Annotated in this window: 18 protein-coding genes, 1 tRNA gene and 1 other RNA gene; 5 read left to right on the top strand and 15 right to left on the bottom strand. The window is 56.0% G+C overall.

Annotated features, from left to right (window positions below):
• The 4 genes from VI895_06460 to VI895_06445 all read right to left on the bottom strand — a co-directional run.
• Window positions 1-466, bottom strand: a 466-nt coding sequence (locus tag VI895_06460; protein HLG19442.1) for a hypothetical protein, incomplete at its 3' end; no start/stop codon positions are given.
• The gene (locus tag VI895_06455; GenBank protein HLG19441.1) at window positions 453-1,064 is read right to left on the bottom strand and encodes a GNA1162 family protein; all 612 of its coding nucleotides are present in this window, start codon (window positions 1,062-1,064) and stop codon (window positions 453-455) included. The genes VI895_06460 and VI895_06455, both read right to left, overlap by 14 nt.
• 3 nt (window positions 1,065-1,067) lie before the next feature.
• Window positions 1,068-2,309, bottom strand: a complete 1,242-nt coding sequence (locus VI895_06450; GenBank protein HLG19440.1) for a hypothetical protein — start codon at window positions 2,307-2,309, stop codon at window positions 1,068-1,070.
• Window positions 2,306-4,684 (bottom strand): hypothetical protein, encoded by a 2,379-nt coding sequence (locus tag VI895_06445; GenBank protein ID HLG19439.1) that lies wholly within the window; start codon window positions 4,682-4,684, stop codon window positions 2,306-2,308. The genes VI895_06450 and VI895_06445 overlap by 4 nt, the downstream gene beginning before the upstream one ends.
• A gap of 168 nt (window positions 4,685-4,852) precedes the next feature.
• Here VI895_06445 and polA point away from each other — a divergent pair, with 168 nt between their 5' ends.
• Window positions 4,853-7,540: a DNA polymerase I gene (gene polA / locus VI895_06440; protein HLG19438.1), complete on the top strand. Its 2,688-nt coding sequence runs from the start codon at window positions 4,853-4,855 to the stop codon at window positions 7,538-7,540.
• Between the two features lie 10 nt (window positions 7,541-7,550).
• Here the strand turns inward: polA and VI895_06435 are convergent, their stop codons facing one another.
• Window positions 7,551-8,117 (bottom strand): hypothetical protein, encoded by a 567-nt coding sequence (locus tag VI895_06435; protein ID HLG19437.1) that lies wholly within the window; start codon window positions 8,115-8,117, stop codon window positions 7,551-7,553.
• A gap of 35 nt (window positions 8,118-8,152) precedes the next feature.
• Here VI895_06435 and VI895_06430 point away from each other — a divergent pair, with 35 nt between their 5' ends.
• The 3 genes from VI895_06430 to VI895_06420 are packed head-to-tail and all read left to right on the top strand — an operon-like array spanning window position 8,153 to window position 11,361.
• Entirely contained in the window at window positions 8,153-9,346 is a 1,194-nt protein-coding gene (locus tag VI895_06430; GenBank protein HLG19436.1) for a porin, read from the top strand.
• Window positions 9,347-9,354: 8 nt separating this feature from the next.
• Window positions 9,355-10,095, top strand: coding sequence for a 3-oxoacyl-ACP reductase FabG (gene fabG, locus VI895_06425; GenBank protein ID HLG19435.1), 741 nt, complete (start codon window positions 9,355-9,357; stop codon window positions 10,093-10,095).
• Between the two features lie 12 nt (window positions 10,096-10,107).
• Window positions 10,108-11,361, top strand: coding sequence for an adenosylhomocysteinase (locus VI895_06420; protein HLG19434.1), 1,254 nt, complete (start codon window positions 10,108-10,110; stop codon window positions 11,359-11,361).
• A gap of 49 nt (window positions 11,362-11,410) precedes the next feature.
• On the opposite strand, the gene VI895_06415 is transcribed toward VI895_06420, so the two are convergent.
• On the bottom strand, window positions 11,411-12,358 hold the full coding sequence (locus VI895_06415; protein HLG19433.1) for an SDR family oxidoreductase: 948 nt from the start codon (window positions 12,356-12,358) through the stop codon (window positions 11,411-11,413).
• Between the two features lie 94 nt (window positions 12,359-12,452).
• Between VI895_06415 and VI895_06410 the strand changes: the two genes are divergently transcribed.
• Window positions 12,453-12,815: a hypothetical protein gene (locus VI895_06410; protein ID HLG19432.1), complete on the top strand. Its 363-nt coding sequence runs from the start codon at window positions 12,453-12,455 to the stop codon at window positions 12,813-12,815.
• A 40-nt stretch (window positions 12,816-12,855) separates the two neighbouring features.
• Here VI895_06410 and rnpB read toward each other — a convergent pair.
• The 9 genes from rnpB to VI895_06365 all read right to left on the bottom strand — a co-directional run bounded on the left by rnpB (window position 12,856) and on the right by VI895_06365 (window position 21,970).
• An RNA gene (gene rnpB, locus VI895_06405) (RNase P RNA component class A) lies at window positions 12,856-13,254 on the bottom strand.
• A gap of 135 nt (window positions 13,255-13,389) precedes the next feature.
• A complete protein-coding gene (locus VI895_06400; protein HLG19431.1) occupies window positions 13,390-13,644 on the bottom strand; it encodes a DUF2442 domain-containing protein in 255 nt (84 codons plus the stop codon).
• 220 nt (window positions 13,645-13,864) lie between these two features.
• On the bottom strand, window positions 13,865-14,266 hold the full coding sequence (locus VI895_06395; GenBank protein ID HLG19430.1) for a ribonuclease HI family protein: 402 nt from the start codon (window positions 14,264-14,266) through the stop codon (window positions 13,865-13,867).
• A 12-nt stretch (window positions 14,267-14,278) separates the two neighbouring features.
• The gene (locus tag VI895_06390) at window positions 14,279-15,010 is read right to left on the bottom strand and encodes a C4-type zinc ribbon domain-containing protein (GenBank protein ID HLG19429.1); all 732 of its coding nucleotides are present in this window, start codon (window positions 15,008-15,010) and stop codon (window positions 14,279-14,281) included.
• 285 nt (window positions 15,011-15,295) lie between these two features.
• Window positions 15,296-15,368: transfer RNA gene (locus tag VI895_06385), tRNA-Ile, on the bottom strand.
• 424 nt (window positions 15,369-15,792) lie between these two features.
• Entirely contained in the window at window positions 15,793-17,553 is a 1,761-nt protein-coding gene (gene rpoD / locus VI895_06380; protein ID HLG19428.1) for an RNA polymerase sigma factor RpoD, read from the bottom strand.
• Entirely contained in the window at window positions 17,553-19,391 is a 1,839-nt protein-coding gene (dnaG, locus tag VI895_06375) for a DNA primase (protein HLG19427.1), read from the bottom strand. The genes rpoD and dnaG overlap by 1 nt, the downstream gene beginning before the upstream one ends.
• 48 nt (window positions 19,392-19,439) lie before the next feature.
• Entirely contained in the window at window positions 19,440-19,634 is a 195-nt protein-coding gene (gene rpsU / locus VI895_06370; GenBank protein HLG19426.1) for a 30S ribosomal protein S21, read from the bottom strand.
• A gap of 95 nt (window positions 19,635-19,729) precedes the next feature.
• Window positions 19,730-21,970 (bottom strand): thiamine pyrophosphate-dependent enzyme, encoded by a 2,241-nt coding sequence (locus tag VI895_06365; protein ID HLG19425.1) that lies wholly within the window; start codon window positions 21,968-21,970, stop codon window positions 19,730-19,732.
• Window positions 21,971-22,003 lie beyond the last annotated feature (33 nt).

Genomic DNA, 22,003 nt, shown 5'->3' with positions numbered 1-22,003 from the left:
TCCACACCACCTCGGCGGTCCCCACGGCGACAAGCCGGGCGGACATCGCCACCGCCGGTTCGGATACCGACCGTCCGCCCGCATTCCGATAACCGTATTCCTCAACGCTGCCCATAAGGACCGCGTCCACGTCGAGCAGTTTTCCCAAATTTGCGGCGAATCGCGCATCGGTGACGGAAGCGATTTGGACGTTCTGGAACCCGAGATAGGTGGTCACACTTCCCGAATCCATGGCACGAAACCGACCCGAAGACATTCCGGCCATGCTGACGAGTCTTGCCATGACATCTCCGGCGGCTTTGTCGGAGGTGCGATTGTCAAAAGGGACGACGGCCACACACTTGATCTGTTTGAGTGTTTCGGCTGCGTTCGGCGCCGTTGTGCCCGGCGTCGATAGTTTCGCACATCCACCCAAAATCAATATTCCGGCGATCAGGCACCGAAACCGGCCGTCAATCTTTTGCATTCGTGTCCCTCGACAGATAGTTCCCGACCAGTTCCGACACGGCTTGGGCGGCGACGCTTTCGGGCGTGTCCCGTGAAGGGACGGTCAGGCTGTCGCTGGTGCGGGCATGAAAGCCGTTCCACAAGACCAGACCATCTTTCACGCGTACGAGGATGACTTCAATGCCGATGACGGGTTCTTGGACGATGACCTTGCGGCGAGCTCGCGAGACCGTTCCATATTCCAAAACGCTCCCGGCCAATATGGCATCGACTCCCAAAATCGACCCCAATTCAACGGCTTTGACACGATCGATCGTCTCCGGCACCCGGACATGTTTCTCGCCCAAGAAACGGGCCGCCGTCTCCACATCGACGACTTCTTGACCGGGATTTCGCCCCTTCCAATCACCGGCCAACATGGAACCCACAATCTTGCCGGCGTCTTTTGTAGTGGAGTAATTCGTCAGCGGAAACACGGCGATTTTCTGTATTCCTTTCGAAGAGGCGGCCGGTGCCCGAGTTTCAATCTGGATCGTTTTCGCACAGGACGACGTGAGCACAACTCCCGCGCACAAGAAAATCGCTGGGAGGATTGTATTCATCGGCGGTTTTCGCATGATTTAATTTCCTTGCGGCAGCACCGGACTGACAGGCGGTCGAACCGAAGGGAAATGCACGCTCCAATAGGATCGATAAGCCTCCATTTGCTTCGCCTGCTCCTCCTCCGACAAAATCCAAATCCGGTCCTCCGAAGCTACGCGCGGCCGCAACAGGCTTCCGAGAATAACAAGCGCGCGGCGCAGCCGGCCTTGAGTCACCGGCGTTTCCAGATTTTCCGCCTCAAATCCAATATCCGCCATCAGCTTCTTGTACGCGTCTCTTCCTTCTTCCAATTCTTCGATGATTAGAGTCGGTTCTTCGGCCGACCCGGCAGGGATGTTGAATTCGTGTTCTCCGGCCTCGAGTGTCAAGAAAACGGCTTTCCCGCCCTCTTCACCCTCCGGCGCCGGCGCGCCCGGAACGAGTGAACCGATCTCTTGGCCGTCGAGTTTGGGTTTGAACAAGGAGCCGCGACCTTCTAAGTGAAAGGCATAGCACCCCGCGCGGGGAACATCGAATCGATACGTGTGCGGGGCAATACTCAGTCGCGCTTGGGGCGTTGCGGCACGCACGGCCAACGGTTGAACTCCGGACTTCTTCGGAAGCCGGCCCAATTTTCCAAGGATACGGGCGAACACTTCCAGCATGGTACGCTCGGTAAGCACACGTCCGCGTTCCAAACCTTCCGGCGGGAGCATCGATCGGCCGCTCGACGTCTGCATGGCAATGGGACCGAGACGGGCCCCTTCGGGGAGAGAGATCGTGAACCGTTTCAGTCCTCCGGCGGCTGCGGAACCTTCGATTCGGATCGGTTTGGAATCATCGGCGCCTTCCACAAAAAAGGTCGGCTCTCCCTGTATCGTCCAGTATTGCGCCTGACCCGAATGGGTCCCCTTCATTTCGTAAGGTCCTTTCGCCGATACCGGTACGTGGAACACAAGCGATGTCGCGCCATCCGTCGCCTTCACCGTTCCTTTCTGCCGCCCCGGACCGGAATCCTCTTTCGTATTTCCCTGAAGGCGCTTCGAAAATGACGTCGGCAGAAGCATAAAGGAATTTCGCTGGTGAAGAAGGTGGAGCAGCAAATCGAATTCCCGCTTCAGATCTACGGAAGGATCGTTTTCAAACGGGAGCGTCTGAACGACCTCGGCCGCAAAAGTGTCTTCGGTCACGACCGCATTTTCCTGGGCGACGGCGGATCCGGTGCCGGCCCAAAACAATCCGCCGATCAGAACAAGATTGAATTTCTTTTGCGGCTTCACTGAGCCGACCTCTTTCCGGTTTCCAGAACGACTTTACGAAGATAGTAAGAAACCTTCTGCCCTTCCCGGGTTTCCTTAAAGACCAATGAGTTCGTCCCATCTTGAAGGTCGAGCCGAACGGTAAACGGCCCCGCGCTCCCTTTTCGGAGAGTCTGGCCGTTGATCGACAGTTCTCCGTCCGACAAGAGCATTCCTCGAGCCACGAGGATCCGGTCCGAGGTCGTCTGCGTCTCTTCCGGGTACGCGATGTCGACGGTGGGGGCCAAAGGATTCCGATCGAGCCGGACATGGAACATTTTCCCCTCGTCGACGACGTGCGCCTTGTAATCCAAGGAGAAAACGCGCCAATAATAATCCCCTTCGCCGAGAAAATCGGCGAAGAAGCCTACGGACGTGGTCCGCACGACTTCTTTTTCGAACAGTTTTTGTTTGCCGTCGTGGTCTCGGTACATTTCGAACCGGTATCGCGCGATACCCGGCGACCCTTTCCATTCAAACGTCAGTACCGGCGGTTGCGATCCGAACACGACGTTCTGGATGTTCGGGCGAACCACACTCTTGAACGCGCCGGCGCGAGAATCGTGGCCCGGAAAGAATCCGATCTGGGTCGGCGGAGAAGCTTGCCCCGCCGAAATGTGGCGCCAGAAGAAAACGCCTGCGCCGGGCACCGCCATCACCGCGCGCCCCCCGGTGACCTGCTGTTCGCTGACCAGCTTCCGAAACGAATCGTCCCGCGCACATTGAAACGTGCTTTTCCCTCCCCGATCCGCCCACTCCATCGCGATCAACGTGAGACCCGGGGAATAAAAAACATTGGATGCCATTCCTTCATGAAGCACGAGATCTACGGGCTCCTCGGCCTTTTTCGCCGATAGCTGGCCTTCCCGTGTAATCGTGGCGGTCTTCATTGCCTCCAACCGCACGTCGTCGTTTCCAATCTTGGCCAAGACCGATCCGCTCAGCACCCGTGCCTGTACGCTCCCCTTTTCGTCCCGTGTCAAAAGAATCTCGGCACTCGAACCGTCTATCTTGTCCGTGGAAAACAGATATTTTCGGCCGTCAACCAGAATCTCCTGCTGCGCCCGAGGCTGACCTTCTTTTCGTTGCAAACGCAGAAGAATGCTCCCCTTTTCCAGCTGAAGTTTGGACCCGATTCCCCCCTTGGCGTCACGACGCAGGTCGTTCACCACGACCTGAGATTCTTCCATCAATCGAATTTGTTCGTTTTCAGAGACTCGAAAGACGGTCTCCCCTCCCCCCACGCCCCCCACATGATCCCCCGGCAGAATCCCCCCGGCGTCCGCAACGGCAATTTCTCGGCCGCTCCGGACGATTCGAATTCGATCTCCTCCGTCGATCACGGCCATGGACGGGGGTGCCGAGCGAAGGTCGGGTGGGAAAGACTCGCCGCCTCGCGGCAACTCCAGACTGATTCGGTTGGCCGGTGTGTAGACGCTCCGAGAACCGTCCGGATTCACTTCCGCCACGCGCCAATAGTACGTGCCCTCTCCCAGGTTCTTGGCTTCGAAACTTCCGCCCTTTACCTGGTCCGCAATTACGGTGCGGGTGAATCGGGGATCTTGAGAAATCTCGATACGGTATTCTTTGTTTGGATCCTCGAACGCGAGGTGAAGCGGCGCTGCACCCGTTTCCGGATTGATCTCAATCGTCGTCCGGTCGACGGGACCCTCGACATTTGGCGGCTTGATCACGGTCATACCGGCGATCTGGCCTTCCTTGAGCGTGGCGACCTCTCCCTGTTTAAGTTCCGTTTTCGCCTCGCCCACTTTGATTTCAGATTTCCCTTCCAGAAGCCTCAACTCGCCGTTCCCGCCGGATTGAAGGGCAATCTCAAACCGACCGACACCCGCTTCTCCCGGCGTGAATCGGGTCTCCTTGTCGGCCATTTTCACCGTAAGCGGGCGATTCGAAGTCCCCTCGATCTCTCCCTGCCGCACCTCGATGAACTCTTCCCCCTCTCCCGGCGCTTTTCGGATGATGACGAGAGAATCTTCCCCGACTTTAAGAAAGGACTGGGGGCCGAATTCCACCATGGCACCCGAATCCTCGTATGTCTTGACGGCATCCTCGTTCATGAGGGGAAGATCGGGCACGCTTTTCCGCCAGGTAAATTCGCCCGCGTACCGAACTTCGACCCGATCCCGCAGGAAGGTCAATTTCGCGATGACCTCCCCTTGCCGGTCGATGTCCGCCCGACGGGAGTGGGCGAAATAGACATAGACGCCGATGCACAGGCACACGAGCGCCAGAACGAGCTGTACGCTTCGATACTTAAAATAGACACGCCACGACGGTCTAGAAGAGGGTTCTTCAGGCCGCACGTCGGTCCGATTTTCGGCCTGTGGTTGATCCATCAATGTATTGAGAACATTTGCGACCCCTTGTTCGCGAGGCGGTTGTCGCCGCGGGTGTCGCTATCTAACTACTCGATTATATTAAATGTTTTCCTGATCTGGGTCAAGATCCACCCTGTTTGATCCGCCGGCTTTGTAGGCTTGCGAGGGTCGTGGTAAGAAATTGAAATGATTAGACTCTTTCTCATCGACGGGGCGGCACTGGCGTATCGAAGCCATTTCGCTTTTTCCGCCCGCCCCTTGATGAACCGGAAGGGTCTCCATACGGGCGCTCTTTTCGGTTTTACGACGACGCTCCTTCGTCTTCTCGAGAAAGAGCGCCCCGATCTCATGGCGGTGATTTTCGATTCGCCGGAAAAGACGTTTCGCCACCATGAGTTCCCCGATTACAAAGCGACGCGCGAGAAGATGCCGGATGAAATGGCCGACCAGATCCCCTACATTCGGAAAATTTCCGAGGCGATGCGGATTCCGTTCATCGCGGTCCCGACGTTCGAAGCGGATGACATCATCGGCACGCTTGTCCGAAGAGCGGAAACAAAAGAGATCGACACATTCATGGTCAGCGGGGACAAGGATTTCTATCAACTCTTGGGCCCGCGAACCCACCTTTACCAAACGAAGAAAGGCGAAGAGAGCGAGATTCTCGATGAGGGAGCCGCCCAAAAGAAATGGGGGATTCCGGATCGGCACGTCACCGATCTCCTCGCCTTAATGGGTGACAGTTCCGACAACGTCCCTGGCGTCCCGGGTGTCGGTGAAAAAACGGCCTCCAAATTGGTTCAACAATTCGGGTCCCTTGAAAACCTGTACCGACACGTCGACGAAGTCGAACCCGCTTCGTTACAAACGACACTGAAAGAACACCGCGCCCTGGCCGAACTGAGCAAACGCCTTGTAACGATTCACACGGATGTCCCGGTTCCTCTCGGCGTGGAAGAACTCCGCCCAAACGGATTCGACGTGCCGCGGCTTCAAGCTCTCTATGACGAACTCGATTTTCATTCCCTGATCGGCACGCTGGCGGGCCACGGCGGCGAGCGGACAGACACTTCGAAAGAAAAATATATTCTGATCAACACAAGAGCGAAGTTCCTCCAATTCATCGAAGATTTGAAAAAGGCCCGGTCGTTCGCCGTGGATACCGAAACGACCGGCCTGCATCCCGCGGACGCCGAGCCGATCGGCCTTTCGTTCTCGTTTCAAACAAAATCGGCTTACTTTGTCCCTCTCCACTCGAATGAACTGAGCCGCGGCGAAATTCTCGAAACGCTCCGGCCGATCCTGGAGGACGAACGGAGCCCCAAAGGCGGCCAGAACATCAAGTACGACCGCACCGTCCTCAAAAACGCGGGCGTGCGCCTGCGAGGGATCGCCTTCGACACCATGCTGGAGTCCTATCTCCTGGACCCCGGCGGCGAGCACGGTTTGGACGCGCTGGCGCTGAAACATCTCGGAATCGAGAAGATCCGAACGCAAGAGCTGATCGGAAAAGGGAGCCGGCAGATCTCCATGGCCGAGGTCGATCTGGACCGGCTTTCCCACTATGCCTGCGAAGACGCCGACGTCACCTGGCGTTTGCACGAAAAATTCTACCCGCGACTTCAATCCCAAGATCTTGTTCGACTCTACGAGGACGTAGAACTCCCTCTGGCGGCCGTCCTCGGAGATATGGAGCGCACCGGCGTGGCCGTCGATGTGACCCTTCTAAAGACGTTATCCAAAAAGATCGCCGGGCGTTTAACGGAGCTTACGGAAAAAATTTACGCCATGGCCGGGGAGACGTTTAATATCAATTCCCCAAAACAGCTCGGTCCGCTTCTCTTCGAAAGACTGAAAATCCAAGAGACCGTCGGGATCAAGCGAATCAAAAAAACCAAAACCGGATACGCGACGGACCAAGATACGCTCGAAACGTATGCCGGACATCCGATCGTGGCCCTCCTTCTGGAATACCGGAACCTGTCCAAACTGCAGTCGACCTATACCGAAAACCTTCCGTTGCTCGTTCATCCAAAAACAGGCCGAATTCACACGTCATTCAACCAAACCGTCACGGCCACGGGGCGCCTTTCGAGTTCGGATCCGAACCTACAAAACATTCCGATCCGAACCGACCTCGGAAAGGAAATTCGGAAGGCGTTCATTCCCGGCGAAAATGGCTGGAAATTGCTCTCCGCCGATTACTCTCAGATCGAGCTTCGCATCCTCGCTCATCTTTCGGGAGATAAAACTCTCATTGAGACGTTCAAGCGCAATGAGGACATTCACCGGCGAACCGCCGCCCTGGTCTTTTGCGTGCCCGCCGATCAGGTGACTTCCGAGCTTCGCGGACGGGCGAAGGCCATCAATTTCGGCATTATTTATGGGATGGGCCCTCAGCGTTTGGCTCGAGAAACCGGCATTTCCATGGACGAGGCCAAGGCTTTCATCGAGGCGTATTTCGCGAAGTATCGAAATGTTAAATCGTTTCTCGACTCCATGATGGAGGATGCCCGGAAAAAAGGCTATGTCACCACTCTCCTGGGAAGAAGACGCAACATTCCGGAAATCTCCAGCAACAATCCGCGACTGGTGTCCAACGCCGAGCGGATCGCCGTCAACACCCCCATCCAAGGAAGCGCCGCCGATCTCATCAAAGTCGCCATGGTTCGAATTGCACGAACTCTGGAACGGAAAAAGTTCAGGACCCGGATGCTCCTTCAGGTGCACGACGAGTTGGTCTTTGAATCTCCGGAGGACGAATTGCAGTCCGTTACGGCCATGGTCAAAGAGGCGATGGAACGGGCGATCGAGCTGTGCGTGCCGATCGTGGTAGACGTAGGCGCCGGCGCGAATTGGGCCGAAGCGCACTAACAGACGGACTCTAGAAGTTCCAAGCTAAGCCGGCTCGGATCATTTCGACGAACCAGGTCGTCGGCGTGACGTCCGGAAAAATTTGGGACGCGCCCGACTCCGCGTACAGTCGTAGGTTATTTTGTTTCGTCATGCGGACAAGATCCCATTCCACGCCCACATTAAACCGCCAACCGACCGCGTTCTCCGGATCCAGGACATAGAGAAACCTCGACGAAGCATAGGGCTTGAGTTCCCGTCGTTCGGTGAAAAAATATTGCATTCCCACGCCAAATCCAATCCGTTCGGTGGTCTTGACGCCGAAATCCCAAGAAATGACCCCCGCCCATTGATCGGCAAAGGAGGCCCCAATATCAATTCCGTAAATGAGGCCTCTCGTCCCGGAATTCGGATCGACTTCCACCGGCGCCATGATCGACACGCCTACCGATCCCGCTCGATCTTGCGCCCGCAAAACACTTGGGGAAAAGAGTGAAAAAAATATTAAACCAAAAACCAAATGAATCAGAAATACATTTGGGTGGCCCGACGGGGACACCCAAGTCCACGCGCAGGAACGAGCATGGCGGTTTGACATCCCCTCACCTCTAACGTAAGCACCGAACGTTGTCTATGCGGCGACTCACCGATTTCCTCATTGTCTTCTTTTGCTCAACAATTTGCTCATTCGCCTGGTCGGCCGAAGACATCCCGAATGTCCGTGTAGGGTATCGCGACGGATTTTATATCTCCACCACCGACAACCGTTTCTCCATCAAGATCGGAGGACGTTTGAACTTCGGTTACACGTACGGCCTCCTCGACACGTCCGATAATTTCAGCTCCTTCGATCTCGCTCACGCCAAACTTTATCTCGGCGGCAACGCCTTTGGGCCGGCCGTTCAGTATTACATTCAGGCGGGCTCCGCATCGAACACACGCCTGTTTGAAACGGGCCCTGCGCCGGAATCGGAAGACGGCGGTTTTCGGCTGGAAGATTTTTTTGTCCGTCTGATATGGGATTCGACGAGTCTGAAGCTCGGTCAGTTCAAGACACCGTTCGGACGCCAGTGGATGACGTACTCCGGCAACTTTGAATTTGTGGATCGCTCGATCCCCGCGCGTTTCTTTTCACTCGGCAGAGACCGGGGAGTGACGCTTAACGGCGACAAGGACACGTTCAGCTATACGTTCGGCATTTTTAACGGCGGGAGCACCTTGGAACCGGCAGCGTTTTCAACATCCAATCCGAATGTTTCGAACGACGCCTCCGGAGGTGCAAAGGGCCATCTTTACCTTGCCCGCATCATGCTGATGCCTTGGGGCAGTGCTGGATATTCCGAGGGAGACGTCGAAATGACGGAAGGCCACAAGCTCGAGTTCGCTTCGGGATTTGTTTATGACGACGGCCGGGATGTCGACTTCGGGGGGGATGGTATCGTCGACGACCCCGACGCCCCTGTCTACAGCGCACAAGGAGAAGTCGTTTGGAAATCGGCGGGCAAATCAATTCAAGGTGAATTCTTCTACCGATGGCTGAACAGGTCGGTCGGGCGGGACGTTAATTCGTATGGCTTTTACATACAACCGGGGATTTTTCTCATGCCGAACAAATGGGAACTGGCAACCCGTTTCGGATGGCTGGATCCGGACTTGGGGGTCTTGGACGATCTCGTTCTGGAAGCCGCGGCCGCGTCAAATCTTTACTTCTCGGGCGACCACCGTTACAAAGCTCAGCTCCAGTATACGTGGAAAGGCCAAGAAACCGCCCCGGGCAACCAAATCAACGATCATTTTATTGACCTCATGTTTCAACTGACGATTTAGGAGCCGTTATGACCCCAATAAAAGGAAAAGTTGCAGTTATTACAGGCGCCGGCCGGGGGATCGGCCGGGCCATCGCCGAGAGGTTTTCGGAAGACGGAGCCAGGCTGGCCTTGGTCGACCTGGACGAACCCAATCTGAAAACGACGCTCGGAAATATTCAGAAACGGGGTGCCGAGGGCATCACCGTGACAGCCAATATCTCCAAGCCGCAAGAAGTACTGCGGATGGTCGATGAAACCGTAAGACGTTTTGGGACGATCGACATCTTGGTCAACAACGCCGGAATCGTGAGGGACCAGACGCTGCTCAAAATGACGGAGGAGAATTTCGACGCCGTCATTGCGGTGAATCTCAAGGGCGTGTTCCTTTGCGGTCAGGCTTGTGCAAGAGTGATGGTGGAAAAGAAGTACGGCAAAATCGTGAATATCTCGTCTTCGGCTTGGCGCGGGAACTTCGGCCAGTCAAATTACAGCGCGGCAAAAGCCGGCGTCGTGGGCATGACCAAAACCTGGGCGCTGGAACTTGCGAAACACAACATCAACGTGAATGCCGTTGCGCCGGGGTTTATCAGCACCGATATGACGGCCACGATCCCACCGGAGATCCGCGAGAAAATGATCGCCAAGATCCCTCTCGCTCGAGCCGGCGAGCCGTCGGACGTCGCTCAGCTGGTCCATTTCCTGGCCAGCGACGACTCCAGCTATATCCAAGGCGAGGTCATCGGGATTAACGGCGGCTTTCAAATGTAAGGAGAAGATTTCATGGCCCACAAAGTTGCGGATTTACAGCTCGCACCCCAAGGACACAAAAAGATCGCCTGGGCGGAAAGCCGAATGCCGGTTCTCATGGCGCTGAGAGACCGATACTCGACCCCCAAGCCGTTTAAAGGATTTCGAATCGCCGGCTGCCTGCATGTCACGCGCGAAACCGCCGTGCTCATCCGAACGTTGCTGGCCGCCGGAGCCGAAGTTTCTTGGTCCGGGTGCAATCCTCTTTCCACACAAGACGACGTCGCAGCGGCCCTGGCCGCGGACGGCGTGCCGATCTTTGCCTGGTATGGTCTCAGCAAAGATGACTTCTACGCCTGCATCGACCGAACGCTCGAATTCAAGCCGAACCTTACGCTCGACGACGGCGCCGACCTTATTTTCACGGTGCACAACAAACATCCGGAGCGAGCGAAGGACATCATCGGCGGAACGGAAGAAACGACGACCGGTGTGCATCGATTGCGCGCCATGGCCAACGACGGCGTTTTGAAGTACCCGATTTATGCCGTGAACGATGCGGAAACCAAGTGGGATTTCGACAATGTGTACGGCACGGGCCAATCCTCTCTGGACGGTATTTTGCGGGCGACGGGCATCCTAGTTGCCGGAAAGAATTTCGTCGTCGGCGGGTACGGTCACTGCGGCCGCGGCGTCGCGCTGCGCGCGAAGGGTCTGGGTGCCAACACCATTATCACCGAGATCAACCCGATCGCGGCCCTTCGAGCCACGCTCGAGGGCCATCGCGTGATGACGATGGCGGAAGCCGCTCCGATCGGCGATATTTTCATCACGGCCACCGGCATGAAAGACGTGATGATCAAACCGCACTTTGAAAAGCTGAAAGACGGCGCGGTCATTTGCAACACCGGCCATTACGACTGCGAGCTGAATCTGAACGACCTCCAGGCGTTGTCAGCGAGCGTGACGGAAATTCGACCGCACAACGAAGAATACAAATTGCGCAACGGCCGGCGAATTTACGTTCTCGCCAAAGGGCGCCTCGTCAATCTCGTCGCCGCCGAGGGACATCCGTCGGAAGTCATGGACATGTCGTTCGCGAATCAATTTCTCGCTCTGCTTCATCTTGCGCGTGAAGGCAAGAAGATGGAAAAAAAGGTCTATGTGTTGCCGAAGGAGCAAGACGAGGAGATCGCACGTCTGAAACTGGAAACCATGGGCATCCAGATCGATCGGCTCACCAAAGAGCAACAGGCCTATTCGACCGACTATTCCGCCGGAACATAGTCCAGCGATCGTTACAGAAACCTTCCCGGAACCCAAGGGATTTCGCGCCCTATTTTATATGCGCGCGGTACCAGGGGTAGGCAAGACGCAGACCCGCGTCGAGAGATGTCGTCGGTTGCCAGCCGAGAAGTTCTTTGGAGAAGCGGACATCGGCCAGGGAATGTTTGATATCGCCCGGACGAGCGGCCTCGTGTTTGGGTTTTTGTTTGCCGCCGACCAACGCCCCGATCATTGAGGCAAGCTCATTGATTGAAATCGCCTTCCCTCCGGCAATATTTACGATTTCTCCCTTCGCCCCTTGGATTTCGGCGGCAAGCAGATTCGCCCGCACCACGTCGGCCACATAGGTGAAATCTCGCGTCTGCTCGCCGTCTCCATAGATGGCCGGCGAATCCCCTTTCAAATAGGCTTGAAAGAATCGCGGGATCACGGCCGCATATTCGGAGCGTGGATCCTGCCGAGCACCGTATACATTGAAATATCGAAGCGAAATCGTTTCCATCCCATACGACACGGAGAACGCGCGGCAATATTGTTCCTGCGCCAGTTTCGTCGCGGCATAGGGCGAGAAAGGATTTGGCGGCATCGTTTCTCGTTTGGGAAGCTCCGGCGTGTCCCCGTACGCGGAAGAAGATGCGGCGTTCACGAAGCGCTTTACCTTCGCGTCTCGAGCCGCAATCAACATCGTGAGTGTGCCGGTAATATTGGCTTCATGCGATCTCATTGGATCGGCCACGGATTTGGGTACCGATCCCAAGGCCGCCTCATGAAAAACCACATCCACACCTTGAGCCGCATGCGCGGCCGCCCTCGGATCGGACACGCTCCCTTCAATAAGACGGACTCGATCCGCCAGATCCGAGCCAAAGGAGACGTTTTCCTTCTTGCCTGTCGAAAGATCGTCCAGGACGATCACGTCGTGCCCTTTGCGGGCGAGCGTTTCGACAATGTGCGAGCCGATAAATCCCGCACCGCCGGTCACCAGATAACGACTCATGAAGGGAGCCATCCTACCATTCTCGCCGCCAGCCTCAACAAGGACGGACGGAACGACCGTTGCCTGAAGAAATGACTGCTGCTACGATTCCGTCATGATTTATCGATGGATTTTATGGTCATCCTTTGTCGTGTTGTTTTCTTCTTCCCACGCCTGGGCGCAGGCGGACGTTTGCTGCGTCATGGCCAAGGTCGTGAACAAAGGCGTGGACACCTCTGCCAGCGTGATGTCGCCAAGTGAATGCTCGAAGGGGAAGAGGACGGACCGCGGCTTCACCGCCTGCACTTCATTCGCCGATGAGAACAACACGTGCTCGACCACATCGGAAGAATCTCGATGCAAAACTTGCGGATATTTTTGGAACGGGAAGACGTGCATGACCGAGGATCCGGTGAAAAAAGCCAAAAAGGAACTCGAGGAAGAGGCCAAGAAAAAAGAAGGGCCGAAAAACCCCTAAAACCCAAAATAAAAAAACCCCCGGATGTTAAGTCCGGGGGCTTTTCCGTGAGCCTATAAGCCGAGTTCTGTACCCGACGTCCTAGGCGGGTGTCGGGCGGCAATCATTCCTCTAGGCTTGCCATTGCTGGCAAACTCGAGCGACCTACCCGGTGACCTGGAGCGAGCCGCTCTCGTAACGTCACTCTATTTGGTCTTGCACCGGATGGGGTTTACCGCACGGCCGCTTGCACGGCTCTCGTGGGGGAGCTCTTACCTCCCCGTTTCATCCTTGCCCGATCGGTCTGCGCCTCCGGAGAAACCCAGACCGCCGTCGGCGGTTTTCTTTCTGTTGCACTTTCCGGCGGTCGCCCGCCCTGGGCGTTACCCAGCATCCTGCTCTTCGGTGCTCGGACTTTCCTCCCCGGGATTGCTCCCGCGGCGATCGCCCGGCTCACGCATGGTGCAAAGTAGCATGGCGGTTTTCAACATACAATCCCGCATTATCACCAAGCACCGCGTGTACTTTTCCGTAGATCTGATGCGACAATCGTTAAGCAAATTTGGAGATCGGCAAATACGTCGTTCGCGCGAGATCAAGCCCGCTGTCGATTTTGCGTCTTACCCAGCTCGTACAAATATTCGGGAGAAAAATCGGCTCCATTCTCCCACACCAGCGTTTCCAGCTCGGGATGCACTTTAAATTTTGAAAATTCCTTGGCATCACGAAGAGGTCGAAAAATCTCGCCCGTCAGCTCATTCTTCAAATCTATACGGAAAGTGGTTCCTTCATTGAAGGAAACCTCCACCTGAAAATCTTTGATATGCCGTGCGTTCCTGACCCAAATCATTTGTCTTCCTCTCTACTCCAAGGGCGCAATCGGTACCAGCGGTTCCTCATACCGGACATGAAAGTGAGCAGGCGAGTGGTCGTTATAGAAAATTGCGATCACAACTCCAAAAAACCTAGAAATTTCAGGCATCTAGACCTCAACTTCCAAAAGACTCGTTTCACGATTCAAGGTGCCTCAAACATAAAACAAAGGATTCGTAGATTCAATTGTCCTTATTTTATTGGCGGTCGAGGGCGGCGTTGGCGAGTTCGTCGGCGCGGGCGTTCTCTTCCCGCGGAACGTGGCGGATCTTGAAACTTCTAAAGCTTTGCAAAAGCTCCGTGACTTCCGAGTGGCGCAGTTTGAGCCTTTGATCTTTCACTCGATACTCGCCCTTCACTTGCCGGACGATGAGCTCGGAGTCCGCTCGAACTTCGATATCATCGAATCCGCGTTTCTTCGCGAGCTTTAGGCCTTCAATGAGAGCACAATATTCCGCCTGATTGTTCGTCGTCTCGCCAATGAATTCGGAAACGGAATCGATTTCCTCGCCTTCCGCGTTTTGCAGCGATGCTCCGATCGCCGCCGGACCGGGATTGCCGCGGGAGGCGCCGTCCACGTAAAGGATGCATTTAGGCATTCACAATGACGATCAAGCGGCGTCGGGGCCGGGGGGTTCGAACTCAATATAAACGAGACGATGACAGTTCGGGCAGCTCTGAATCGTCTTGTGCCGCATCATCTCATTCACGGTTTGCGGCGGAATGTTCATGAAACATCCCTGGCAAGCGTAGTTAGACACCTTGACAAGAACGTCGGTGTGCCGCCGTTGTCGGATCAGTCGGTATTTGGACAAGAGCGGCTTGTCGATTCCCGCCTCCGCCGAACGAAGTTCCGCCTCCTTCACGCTGAGGATTCCGCCAAATTCGCTCGTCTTGGCGTGTACCTCGCCTTCGACGTTGGCTAACTCCGTCGCGCTTTGTCTCCACAGATTCGTCGCTTCTTCGATGGCCTTCTTCGTTTTCTCGATTTCATCGATCTTGGCGATCACCTGTTCCTCGAGGAGCGAATTGCTCCGTTTCGTCGATTCTATTTCACGCTGCATGGCGTGGAATTCATAATCTTTCTTGATTTGGCCGACCTTCGCCTTGCTTTTCTTGAGCCGCTCTTCTTCCAGTTTGAGCGTCCCTTCCATATCCCGTCGTTCTCGCTCCTGCGTTTCGAGTTGTGCAGTCAAGACCTCTACGACTTTTCTTTTTTGGGACTCGTCATTTCGGACGCGAGCGAGCCGTTCCGGATGAACACTGTGTTCCCGCCGCAAAACGTCGATCTCGTGATCCAGCCGCTGCAGTCTCAATAGTTTTTCCACCATTCCCTCACCCATTAAAATTACCTTCTCTTGCTTTCTTAAATATCGGATTTTGCAGGCTGTTCAAAAAGGTCTCAGTTGCGAGGCGGCCGCGAGCGAGCGACCGGAGCGGCCTGAACCGCGCCGTGAGGATCGCGAACGAGCGGAGCACACCGAAACGCTCGATTTCACCGCAGATCAAGGCGGCCACCGAGCACGGACCGGAGTTTACTGAAAACGTAAATGAGGACCGCGCGCAGGGGGCCAACGCAGAGCTGCGGCGAAAGAAGCGTTTCCGCCGAGACGAGAAAGGCGGGAAAGTGGGCCCTCCAGGATTCGAACCTGGGACCTGCCGGTTATGAGCCGGTGGCTCTAACCGCTGAGCTAAGGGCCCGTCGGCTCGTCCTTTTTTCGCTTCGCTTTGTTGTCGGCAGCTCGGAATCCTCACGTACCTTACTAGGTACGCTCCGGTTCCTCGCCGCCTTCCGCCTAACGAAGCGAAAAAATTACGTCGCCTTCCATACCCTCGACAAATTGCTCCGGTTCGCTCGGCGCTGCGGCCTAGTGAAACACGAAAAATCCCACGCTCAGACAAAGTTGTTCCTGTCGGAACACAGGGAATCGGTTTCGCGACATGCGGAGTCCGCCCGTTTGTCTTGGGAACGGAGACGAGGGGAAACGGATACGCGGTGCGGTCACGAAGTGACGCGCCGCGGAAGCTCCGAGGGGCCCCCGCCGGAGTGACCGTAACAAACGGAGCGGACGAAGCCCGAGGAGCGAAACCGATTCCCTGTGTGCAGATCCGCATCATCCTCCGATTAGCTATCAATAAAACTCTTCAAGCGTTTGGCGCGGGAGGGATGGCGGAGCTTGCGGAGCGCTTTGGCTTCAATTTGCCGGATACGTTCGCGCGTCACTTCGAAATCCTGCCCCACTTCCTCCAACGTATGATCCGATTTCTCGCCGATGCCGAACCGCATCCGAAGAACTTTCTCTTCGCGCGGAGTCAACGTCGCCAACACTTTTCGCGTCTGTTCCGAGAGATTCATTCCCACCACGGCCTCGGACGGATTGACGGCGTTCTTGTCCTCGATGAAATCGCCCAGATGTGAGTCTTCCTCCTCGCCGATCGGCGTCTCGAGCGAGATCGGTTCCTTCGCGATTTTGAGTACCTTTCGGACCTTGTCGAGCGGCAGTTCCATCTTCGCCGCGATCTCTTCGGGCGTGGGTTCCCGTCCAAGTTCCTGAACGAGATATCGCGACGTGCGGACCAGCTTGTTGATCGTTTCGATCATATGTACGGGAATCCGGATCGTTCTCGCCTGATCGGCGATCGCCCGGGTAATGGCCTGCCGGATCCACCACGTGGCGTACGTCGAGAATTTGTACCCTCGACGGTATTCGAACTTGTCCACCGCTTTCATGAGGCCGATGTTTCCTTCTTGAATGAGATCCAGGAATTGAAGACCGCGGTTGGTGTACTTCTTCGCGATGGAAACGACGAGACGCAGGTTGGCCTCGATCAGCTCTGTTTTAGCAATGTCGGCCATTTCCTCGCCGTGATTGAGGCGCTTGTACGTTTCCTTGATCTGAGAACAGGACATTCCCGCCTCTTCTTCGATCTTGTGGATTCTCTTTTCGGCGCCTTTCACGATCTTTTCGATCTCGACCAGCTCTTCCAGCGACACGGCCTTGAGCCTTTTCTGAACGCGCTTGGCTTCCAAACGCCCTTTCTTGGCGTCTCGGAACAGCGTTTTCAGCTCGCGCATCGGCTTGCCGGTCTTCTGCTCGGCGTCCGCGTAATTCTGTTCGGCTCGTTCAATCTTGAGAATCATGCTTTTGAGACGCGAAACGATCCGGTTGATCCACTTTCGGTTCAGGTTGATTTCTTTGAGCGTCTCGAACATCTTCCGATGACTCCGCTCGATCTTTTCGGTCAGTTGACGCTTTTTCAAGTTGGACTTCGCGTAAATGCGGCGGTCCTCGGTCATTTTCATGTTCTGGCGATCCAGCCGGCGGATCTTGTCGACCTGAGTCAGGACCGTCTGCGTCAGCCCTTTTTCGTCGAAGTTCTCGTCGTCTTCCTCCACGCCACGCACGAGATCTTTGACCCGGACCGTTCCCTTCTTGAGCTTTTCGCCGATCGTCAAGATCTCCTTCACCCCGACGGTTGAACGGAGAAGGATTTCCAGGACTTCGTTTTCCCCCTCCTCGATCCGCTTCGCGATCTCGACCTCGCCTTCGCGGGTCAGGAGCGAAACCGCCCCCATTTTCTTGAGATACATCCGAACCGGATCGTTCGAACGCGCGGCTTCGGCATCCGCCCCTTCGCCTTCTTCTCCTTCTTCGTCCGGGTGTTCCGCGCGCATCCGGTCCCGCAGGGCCCGCCCTTCTTTTTCATTGTCGACGATGGCGATATCCATCTCGCCGAACATGATCATAATGTCGTCGAGTTGTTCGGAGTTGATGGCGTCCTTTGGAAGGACCTCGTTCACCTCTTCGTACGTGAGATACCCCTTCTCTTTTCCCGTATCGATGAGGTGTTTAATCGATTCGATGTCCTTTTCTTCCTCTTTCATTACAACCTCCCCTGCGTTGCCGTCTCGATTCGAGGCGGGCGATTGACCGCCTGCTCCATTTGTTTCAGTTCAAAGATTTTCCGATTGAGTTCATCCATACGAACATCGTTCATTCCGACGCCGGATTCCGCCGCCCGCTCCGCCGACGGAATCTGCTGTGTTAATTTTGAAATCGCCCGGCGGATCACTTTCCGGAGGCAATCGTTCCAGACTCTCTCCCAATCGGCATCAACGTCGATTCCCTCCAAGAACGCGCCCGCCAGAAGAGGCCGGGTCTCTTCGTCGTCCCAGGAATCCACCCACTGCGCCGCCGGGTTGTCGGAACCCTCGAGTTCGGAAACTTTCGCCAACCAGCGCTGCGCCGTTTCTCCCAACTCCGGGGAGGAGAGCATCGACAAGACGCTTTCCGCCACGAATCGTTCGCGCGCTTTGCCCACTTCGGCCGCCAAGCGAAGAAGGATCAATTCTTCCTTTTGGGCCCTGGGCGACGGCGAAATCGGCTTAGCCGGAACCGTCGATCGCTGAGGTGCAGGCACCGCCATCCGCCGCTCGCCGCGCAAAATTTCACGATCGAGTCCGGTCTTTTTCGCCGCCTCATCGATCAGCGCTTCCTTCAGATACACGCTGTTCGTTTCTTTAATCGTCCCCGCAAGCTCTTCGATGGCCGCCGCTTTTTCCTGAAGATTCGCGGCGCCTTGATAGAACCGCTCAATAAAGAAATCGAGAATCGGCGCGGCCTCTCGAATCAAATTTGCGAGGGCTTCTTTCCCATTTTTTCGGACGAACACGTCCGGATCCACGCCCTCGGGAAGAATCCCGACGAACGCCTTCACTCCTTCGGACAAAAGCGGCCGAATCGACCGGCGCGAGGCTTTCAGTCCGGCCGTATCTCCGTCGAACAGAACGATCACTTCATCCGCATATTGGCGGAGGAGCCGCGCGTGGGCGAATGTCAGAGCCGTCCCGAGCGTGGCCACCACGTTCGAAATGCCGGCTTCCACCAGTGCAACCTGGTCCATGTACCCTTCCACCACAATCGCTTTTTTCTCCGCGCGAATCGATTCGGAAGCTTCGTGGATGCCGTAGAGCAACCGGCCCTTGTCGAAAATCGGCGTTTGAGGGGAATTGAGATACTTCGGGGCCAAGGCATCTCCCCGAGGATCTTTCCCGAGAATTCGGCCGCCGAAACCAACGGTCTGCCCTTGAGGATCGCTGATAGGAAAAAGAAGACGATTTCGAAAGAGATCAAAATATCCTTTGGAGCTTTGGCGTTTGCCGATGACGCCGGCCAGGAGCGCTTCCTCCAACGATTGCCGGTCCCGTTCCAGGGCGCGAACGAGCGTATCCCAACCTTCGGGAGCGTAGCCCAGGCGCAATCGTTTCGCTGCCGCGAAGGAGATCCCCCGAGAGGACGCATACGTTCGAGCCCCCTCGGCGTTTTCCGCTTCCGTGAATGAGCGGTGGTATACATCCCGTGCGTAGGACACGATGCGAAGAAGACGCTTCCGTTCTTCCTGACGTGCGGCGCTCTCCGCCGTGTTCCCTTTGTACTTGCTGAGATCCACTCCGGCGACCGAGGCCAATCGTTCGAGGGCTTCCGGAAAGTTCAAACGATGAAACTTCATGAGAAACGTGATGACCGTTCCGCCTTCGGCGCAGCCGAAGCAATGATAAAGCTGTTTTTGCTCGCTGACGTTGAACGACGGACTTTTTTCTTTGTGGAAGGGGCAGATCCCCAGATAGTTGCGACCTGATTTCTTGAGGGGAACCGCTTCGCCAATCAGGCGAACAATATCGACCCGATTGCGGATCTCATCGATGACGTCACGTGGTACCAAAATCCACCCTTACGAACCGGCGGAAATGAACCGAGGCTTCAACCGGATTTACCGCGGTGGAAAGCTTCTTTTTTGAGCCCGTTTTTTCGCCAAAAGCGACTTCCGCTTTTTCCTGACGCTCGGCTTCTCGTAATGCTCCCGCTTGCGGAGTTCCGCAAGGATCCCCGCCTTTTCGCACTGTTTTTTAAAGCGCCGGACCGCGCTCTCGAACGATTCTCCGTCTCTTACCCGAATTGCGGTCATTCTTGGTTCACTTCCTGCCCAATAAAAGTCTAAAATATCGAGGACTTACGTGTCCCTTAAAAAGCGCGAAACCCTACCACTAACTCCTTAAGACTTCAAGACTTCTCGACGAGTCGCTGCGCCGCTTCAACTACCTGCTGTTCGGACGGTAGGACGAGGTTGGCGGATGGGCCCAGGGGGACATACGTGTCGACCGCACTCAGGCGAGCCAGCTTAAGTCTTGGCGCGAGTTTGGATTCCGCTAAGAACGCGAGGATCGGCTCCGCCATCCCCCCGGAAAATCGGCACTCATCGACCACGAGTACTTTTCCACTCTTTCCAGCTTCCTCCAAAATTTGATTGAACGGAAGCGGCGCCAGCCATCTCACATCCAGAATCCGGGCCTGGATTTTGTATTTCTCCTTCAAGATTTTTGCCGCTCGAAGTGAAAGATGAAGGCCGTTTGCATACGTAACGATTGTCAAATCGTTTGCTTTCTCGTTGTAGACTCTTCCCTCACCGAACGAAACCGCCTCGCCCGGCGGAGGAAAAGCGCAGAGCCATTGTCCATCCCCCGGTTCATACAGATCCTTGGTCATGTAAAGCGCGATCGGCTCCAAGAACAGAACCACCCGGCCGTCGACTTGCGCCATCGCCAGAACCGTACGAAGCATTCCTACGGCGTCGTCCCCCCGCGCGGGCGCGGCAATCACGATGCCGGGGACATCCCGAAGCGCGGCGATTGAATTGTCGTTGTGAAAATGGCCGCCGAAACCTTTCTGATAGCCGAAGGAATTGATTCGGACGACCATCGGGTTTCGAAACTGCCCGTTCGAAAAGAATTGAAGCGATCCGGCTTCACCCCGAATCTGATCTTCCGCGTTGTGGTAGTACGCCAGGTACTGGATCTCGGGAACGGGAAGGAAGCCCAAATGCGCCGCCCCGATTCCCAATCCGAGGATCGTCGTCTCGTCCAAGAGTGTATTGAAGACACGGCCGACGCCGAACTTGTCCGTGAGGCCGGCCGTAACGTGGTACACGCCCCCCTTCTTCGCGACGTCCTCCCCGAAGATCAGCATCTGCGGATACTTCGCCAAGAGGTCCGCCAACGCCAGATTGAGAATCGCGGCCAAATGCCTTGGCTTTTGTAGCTCTGGGAGCGATTCCTTTCCACCGAATGCCTGGAGCCGACGTTCCGCATAGTCCGTCCGTCGGGCCTCTTTTTCGACCGCTTTCGCGCTGAACGGGGCGAGGGGCGCGACAATTTCCTCGACCGACCGAAGTTTCGGCCGGGTCACCGCTTTTTTGGATGCCTCGTCTACGCTTCGAGCGGCCGATTCGTACTTAGACAAAAGTTCGTCGGCCGTAGCCACGCCGCCTTCCAAAAGAATCTGAGCGGAACGGATCAACGGATCTTTCGCCTCGTTCGCCTCGATCTCCTCTTTGGTCAGGTATTCGGTTTCCACGTCGCTCCCGGCGTGTCCCAAAAGCCGGACCGTTTGAAGATGGAGAAAAACGGGTGCGCGGCGCGATCGGCATCGCTCCACCGCGTCCCAGGCGGCGTCATAAGCGGAAACGATATCGAGGCCGTTCCCGGCTACGTATTCAAAACCCGGGTAGTTTGAAAATTTCGTTTCAATCCACCGCGAGGGTGTCCGAACCGAAATCCCGATGCCGTTGTCTTCGCAGACAAAAAGAATCGGAACGCGCAAATGTTGATGAGACATCCACGATGCGGCGTTAAACGCACCCAAGGCCACGGAGTGGTTGACGCTCGCGTCTCCGAACGAGCAGCAGACGATCGAGTCTTTCGGAATCGGCAGGTCGAGTTTCAAAGGTTTGGCCCGTTCGATGACCATGGCCATCCCGATGGCTTTGGGAAGGTGCGAAGCGATTGTGCTGGTCTGCGGGGGAATCCAAAGAGCCTTGCTCCCCCAAATCTTGTGTCGTCCGCCCGCAACCGGATCCTCGGACGAGGCACAAAAAGAAAGCAAGATGTCGTAAAGAGCATCCCCGCTCTTGAGATGGCGGGAGCGTTCCAACGCCAACGCTCCGCTGCGATAGTGAAGCAGCGTCGGGTCGGACGTGCGGAGAAGACGGCCCAACACAACGTTGCCCTCGTGGCCCGAGCTTCCGATGGTGTAGAAACCTTGATCTTTCGCGCGCAGACGCCTCGATTCAAAATCGAGTTGGCGGGACTGTACCTGCGATTCAAAAAGTTCCAGCGCCACTTCCCCGGTCAGCCGGCTTCCTTCTCGAATCGGCTGGGACCGATCCGATCGTGAGGCCCTTGCTTTCCAGTTGGTTACAAACCGGCGAAAATTTTGGTCGACAATTTCTACGCGGCTGACTGCCATGAATAATGGAGCGGCGTTGCCGCGGCCGAGAGC

This window comes from Bdellovibrionota bacterium (assembly GCA_035292885.1).
Taxonomy (GTDB): Bacteria; Bdellovibrionota_G; JALEGL01; order JALEGL01; family DATDPG01; genus DATDPG01.
Note: the sequence above shows the minus strand (reverse complement) of the source record. Positions and strands in the feature narration are given on the sequence as shown.

Coding starts and splice junctions, on each gene's coding strand:
- rpoD (HLG19428.1), bottom strand. CDS start 17,553: ATGAAAGAGGAAGAAAAGGACATCGAATCGATTAAACACCTCATCGAT.
- VI895_06445 (HLG19439.1), bottom strand. CDS start 4,684: ATGGATCAACCACAGGCCGAAAATCGGACCGACGTGCGGCCTGAAGAA.
- VI895_06395 (HLG19430.1), bottom strand. CDS start 14,266: ATGCCTAAATGCATCCTTTACGTGGACGGCGCCTCCCGCGGCAATCCC.
- VI895_06415 (HLG19433.1), bottom strand. CDS start 12,358: ATGAGTCGTTATCTGGTGACCGGCGGTGCGGGATTTATCGGCTCGCAC.
- VI895_06410 (HLG19432.1), top strand. CDS start 12,453: ATGATTTATCGATGGATTTTATGGTCATCCTTTGTCGTGTTGTTTTCT.
- fabG (HLG19435.1), top strand. CDS start 9,355: ATGACCCCAATAAAAGGAAAAGTTGCAGTTATTACAGGCGCCGGCCGG.
- VI895_06420 (HLG19434.1), top strand. CDS start 10,108: ATGGCCCACAAAGTTGCGGATTTACAGCTCGCACCCCAAGGACACAAA.
- VI895_06400 (HLG19431.1), bottom strand. CDS start 13,644: ATGATTTGGGTCAGGAACGCACGGCATATCAAAGATTTTCAGGTGGAG.
- VI895_06390 (HLG19429.1), bottom strand. CDS start 15,010: ATGGGTGAGGGAATGGTGGAAAAACTATTGAGACTGCAGCGGCTGGAT.
- VI895_06455 (HLG19441.1), bottom strand. CDS start 1,064: ATGCGAAAACCGCCGATGAATACAATCCTCCCAGCGATTTTCTTGTGC.
- VI895_06435 (HLG19437.1), bottom strand. CDS start 8,117: ATGTCAAACCGCCATGCTCGTTCCTGCGCGTGGACTTGGGTGTCCCCG.
- rpsU (HLG19426.1), bottom strand. CDS start 19,634: ATGACCGCAATTCGGGTAAGAGACGGAGAATCGTTCGAGAGCGCGGTC.
- polA (HLG19438.1), top strand. CDS start 4,853: ATGATTAGACTCTTTCTCATCGACGGGGCGGCACTGGCGTATCGAAGC.
- VI895_06365 (HLG19425.1), bottom strand. CDS start 21,970: ATGGCAGTCAGCCGCGTAGAAATTGTCGACCAAAATTTTCGCCGGTTT.
- VI895_06430 (HLG19436.1), top strand. CDS start 8,153: ATGCGGCGACTCACCGATTTCCTCATTGTCTTCTTTTGCTCAACAATT.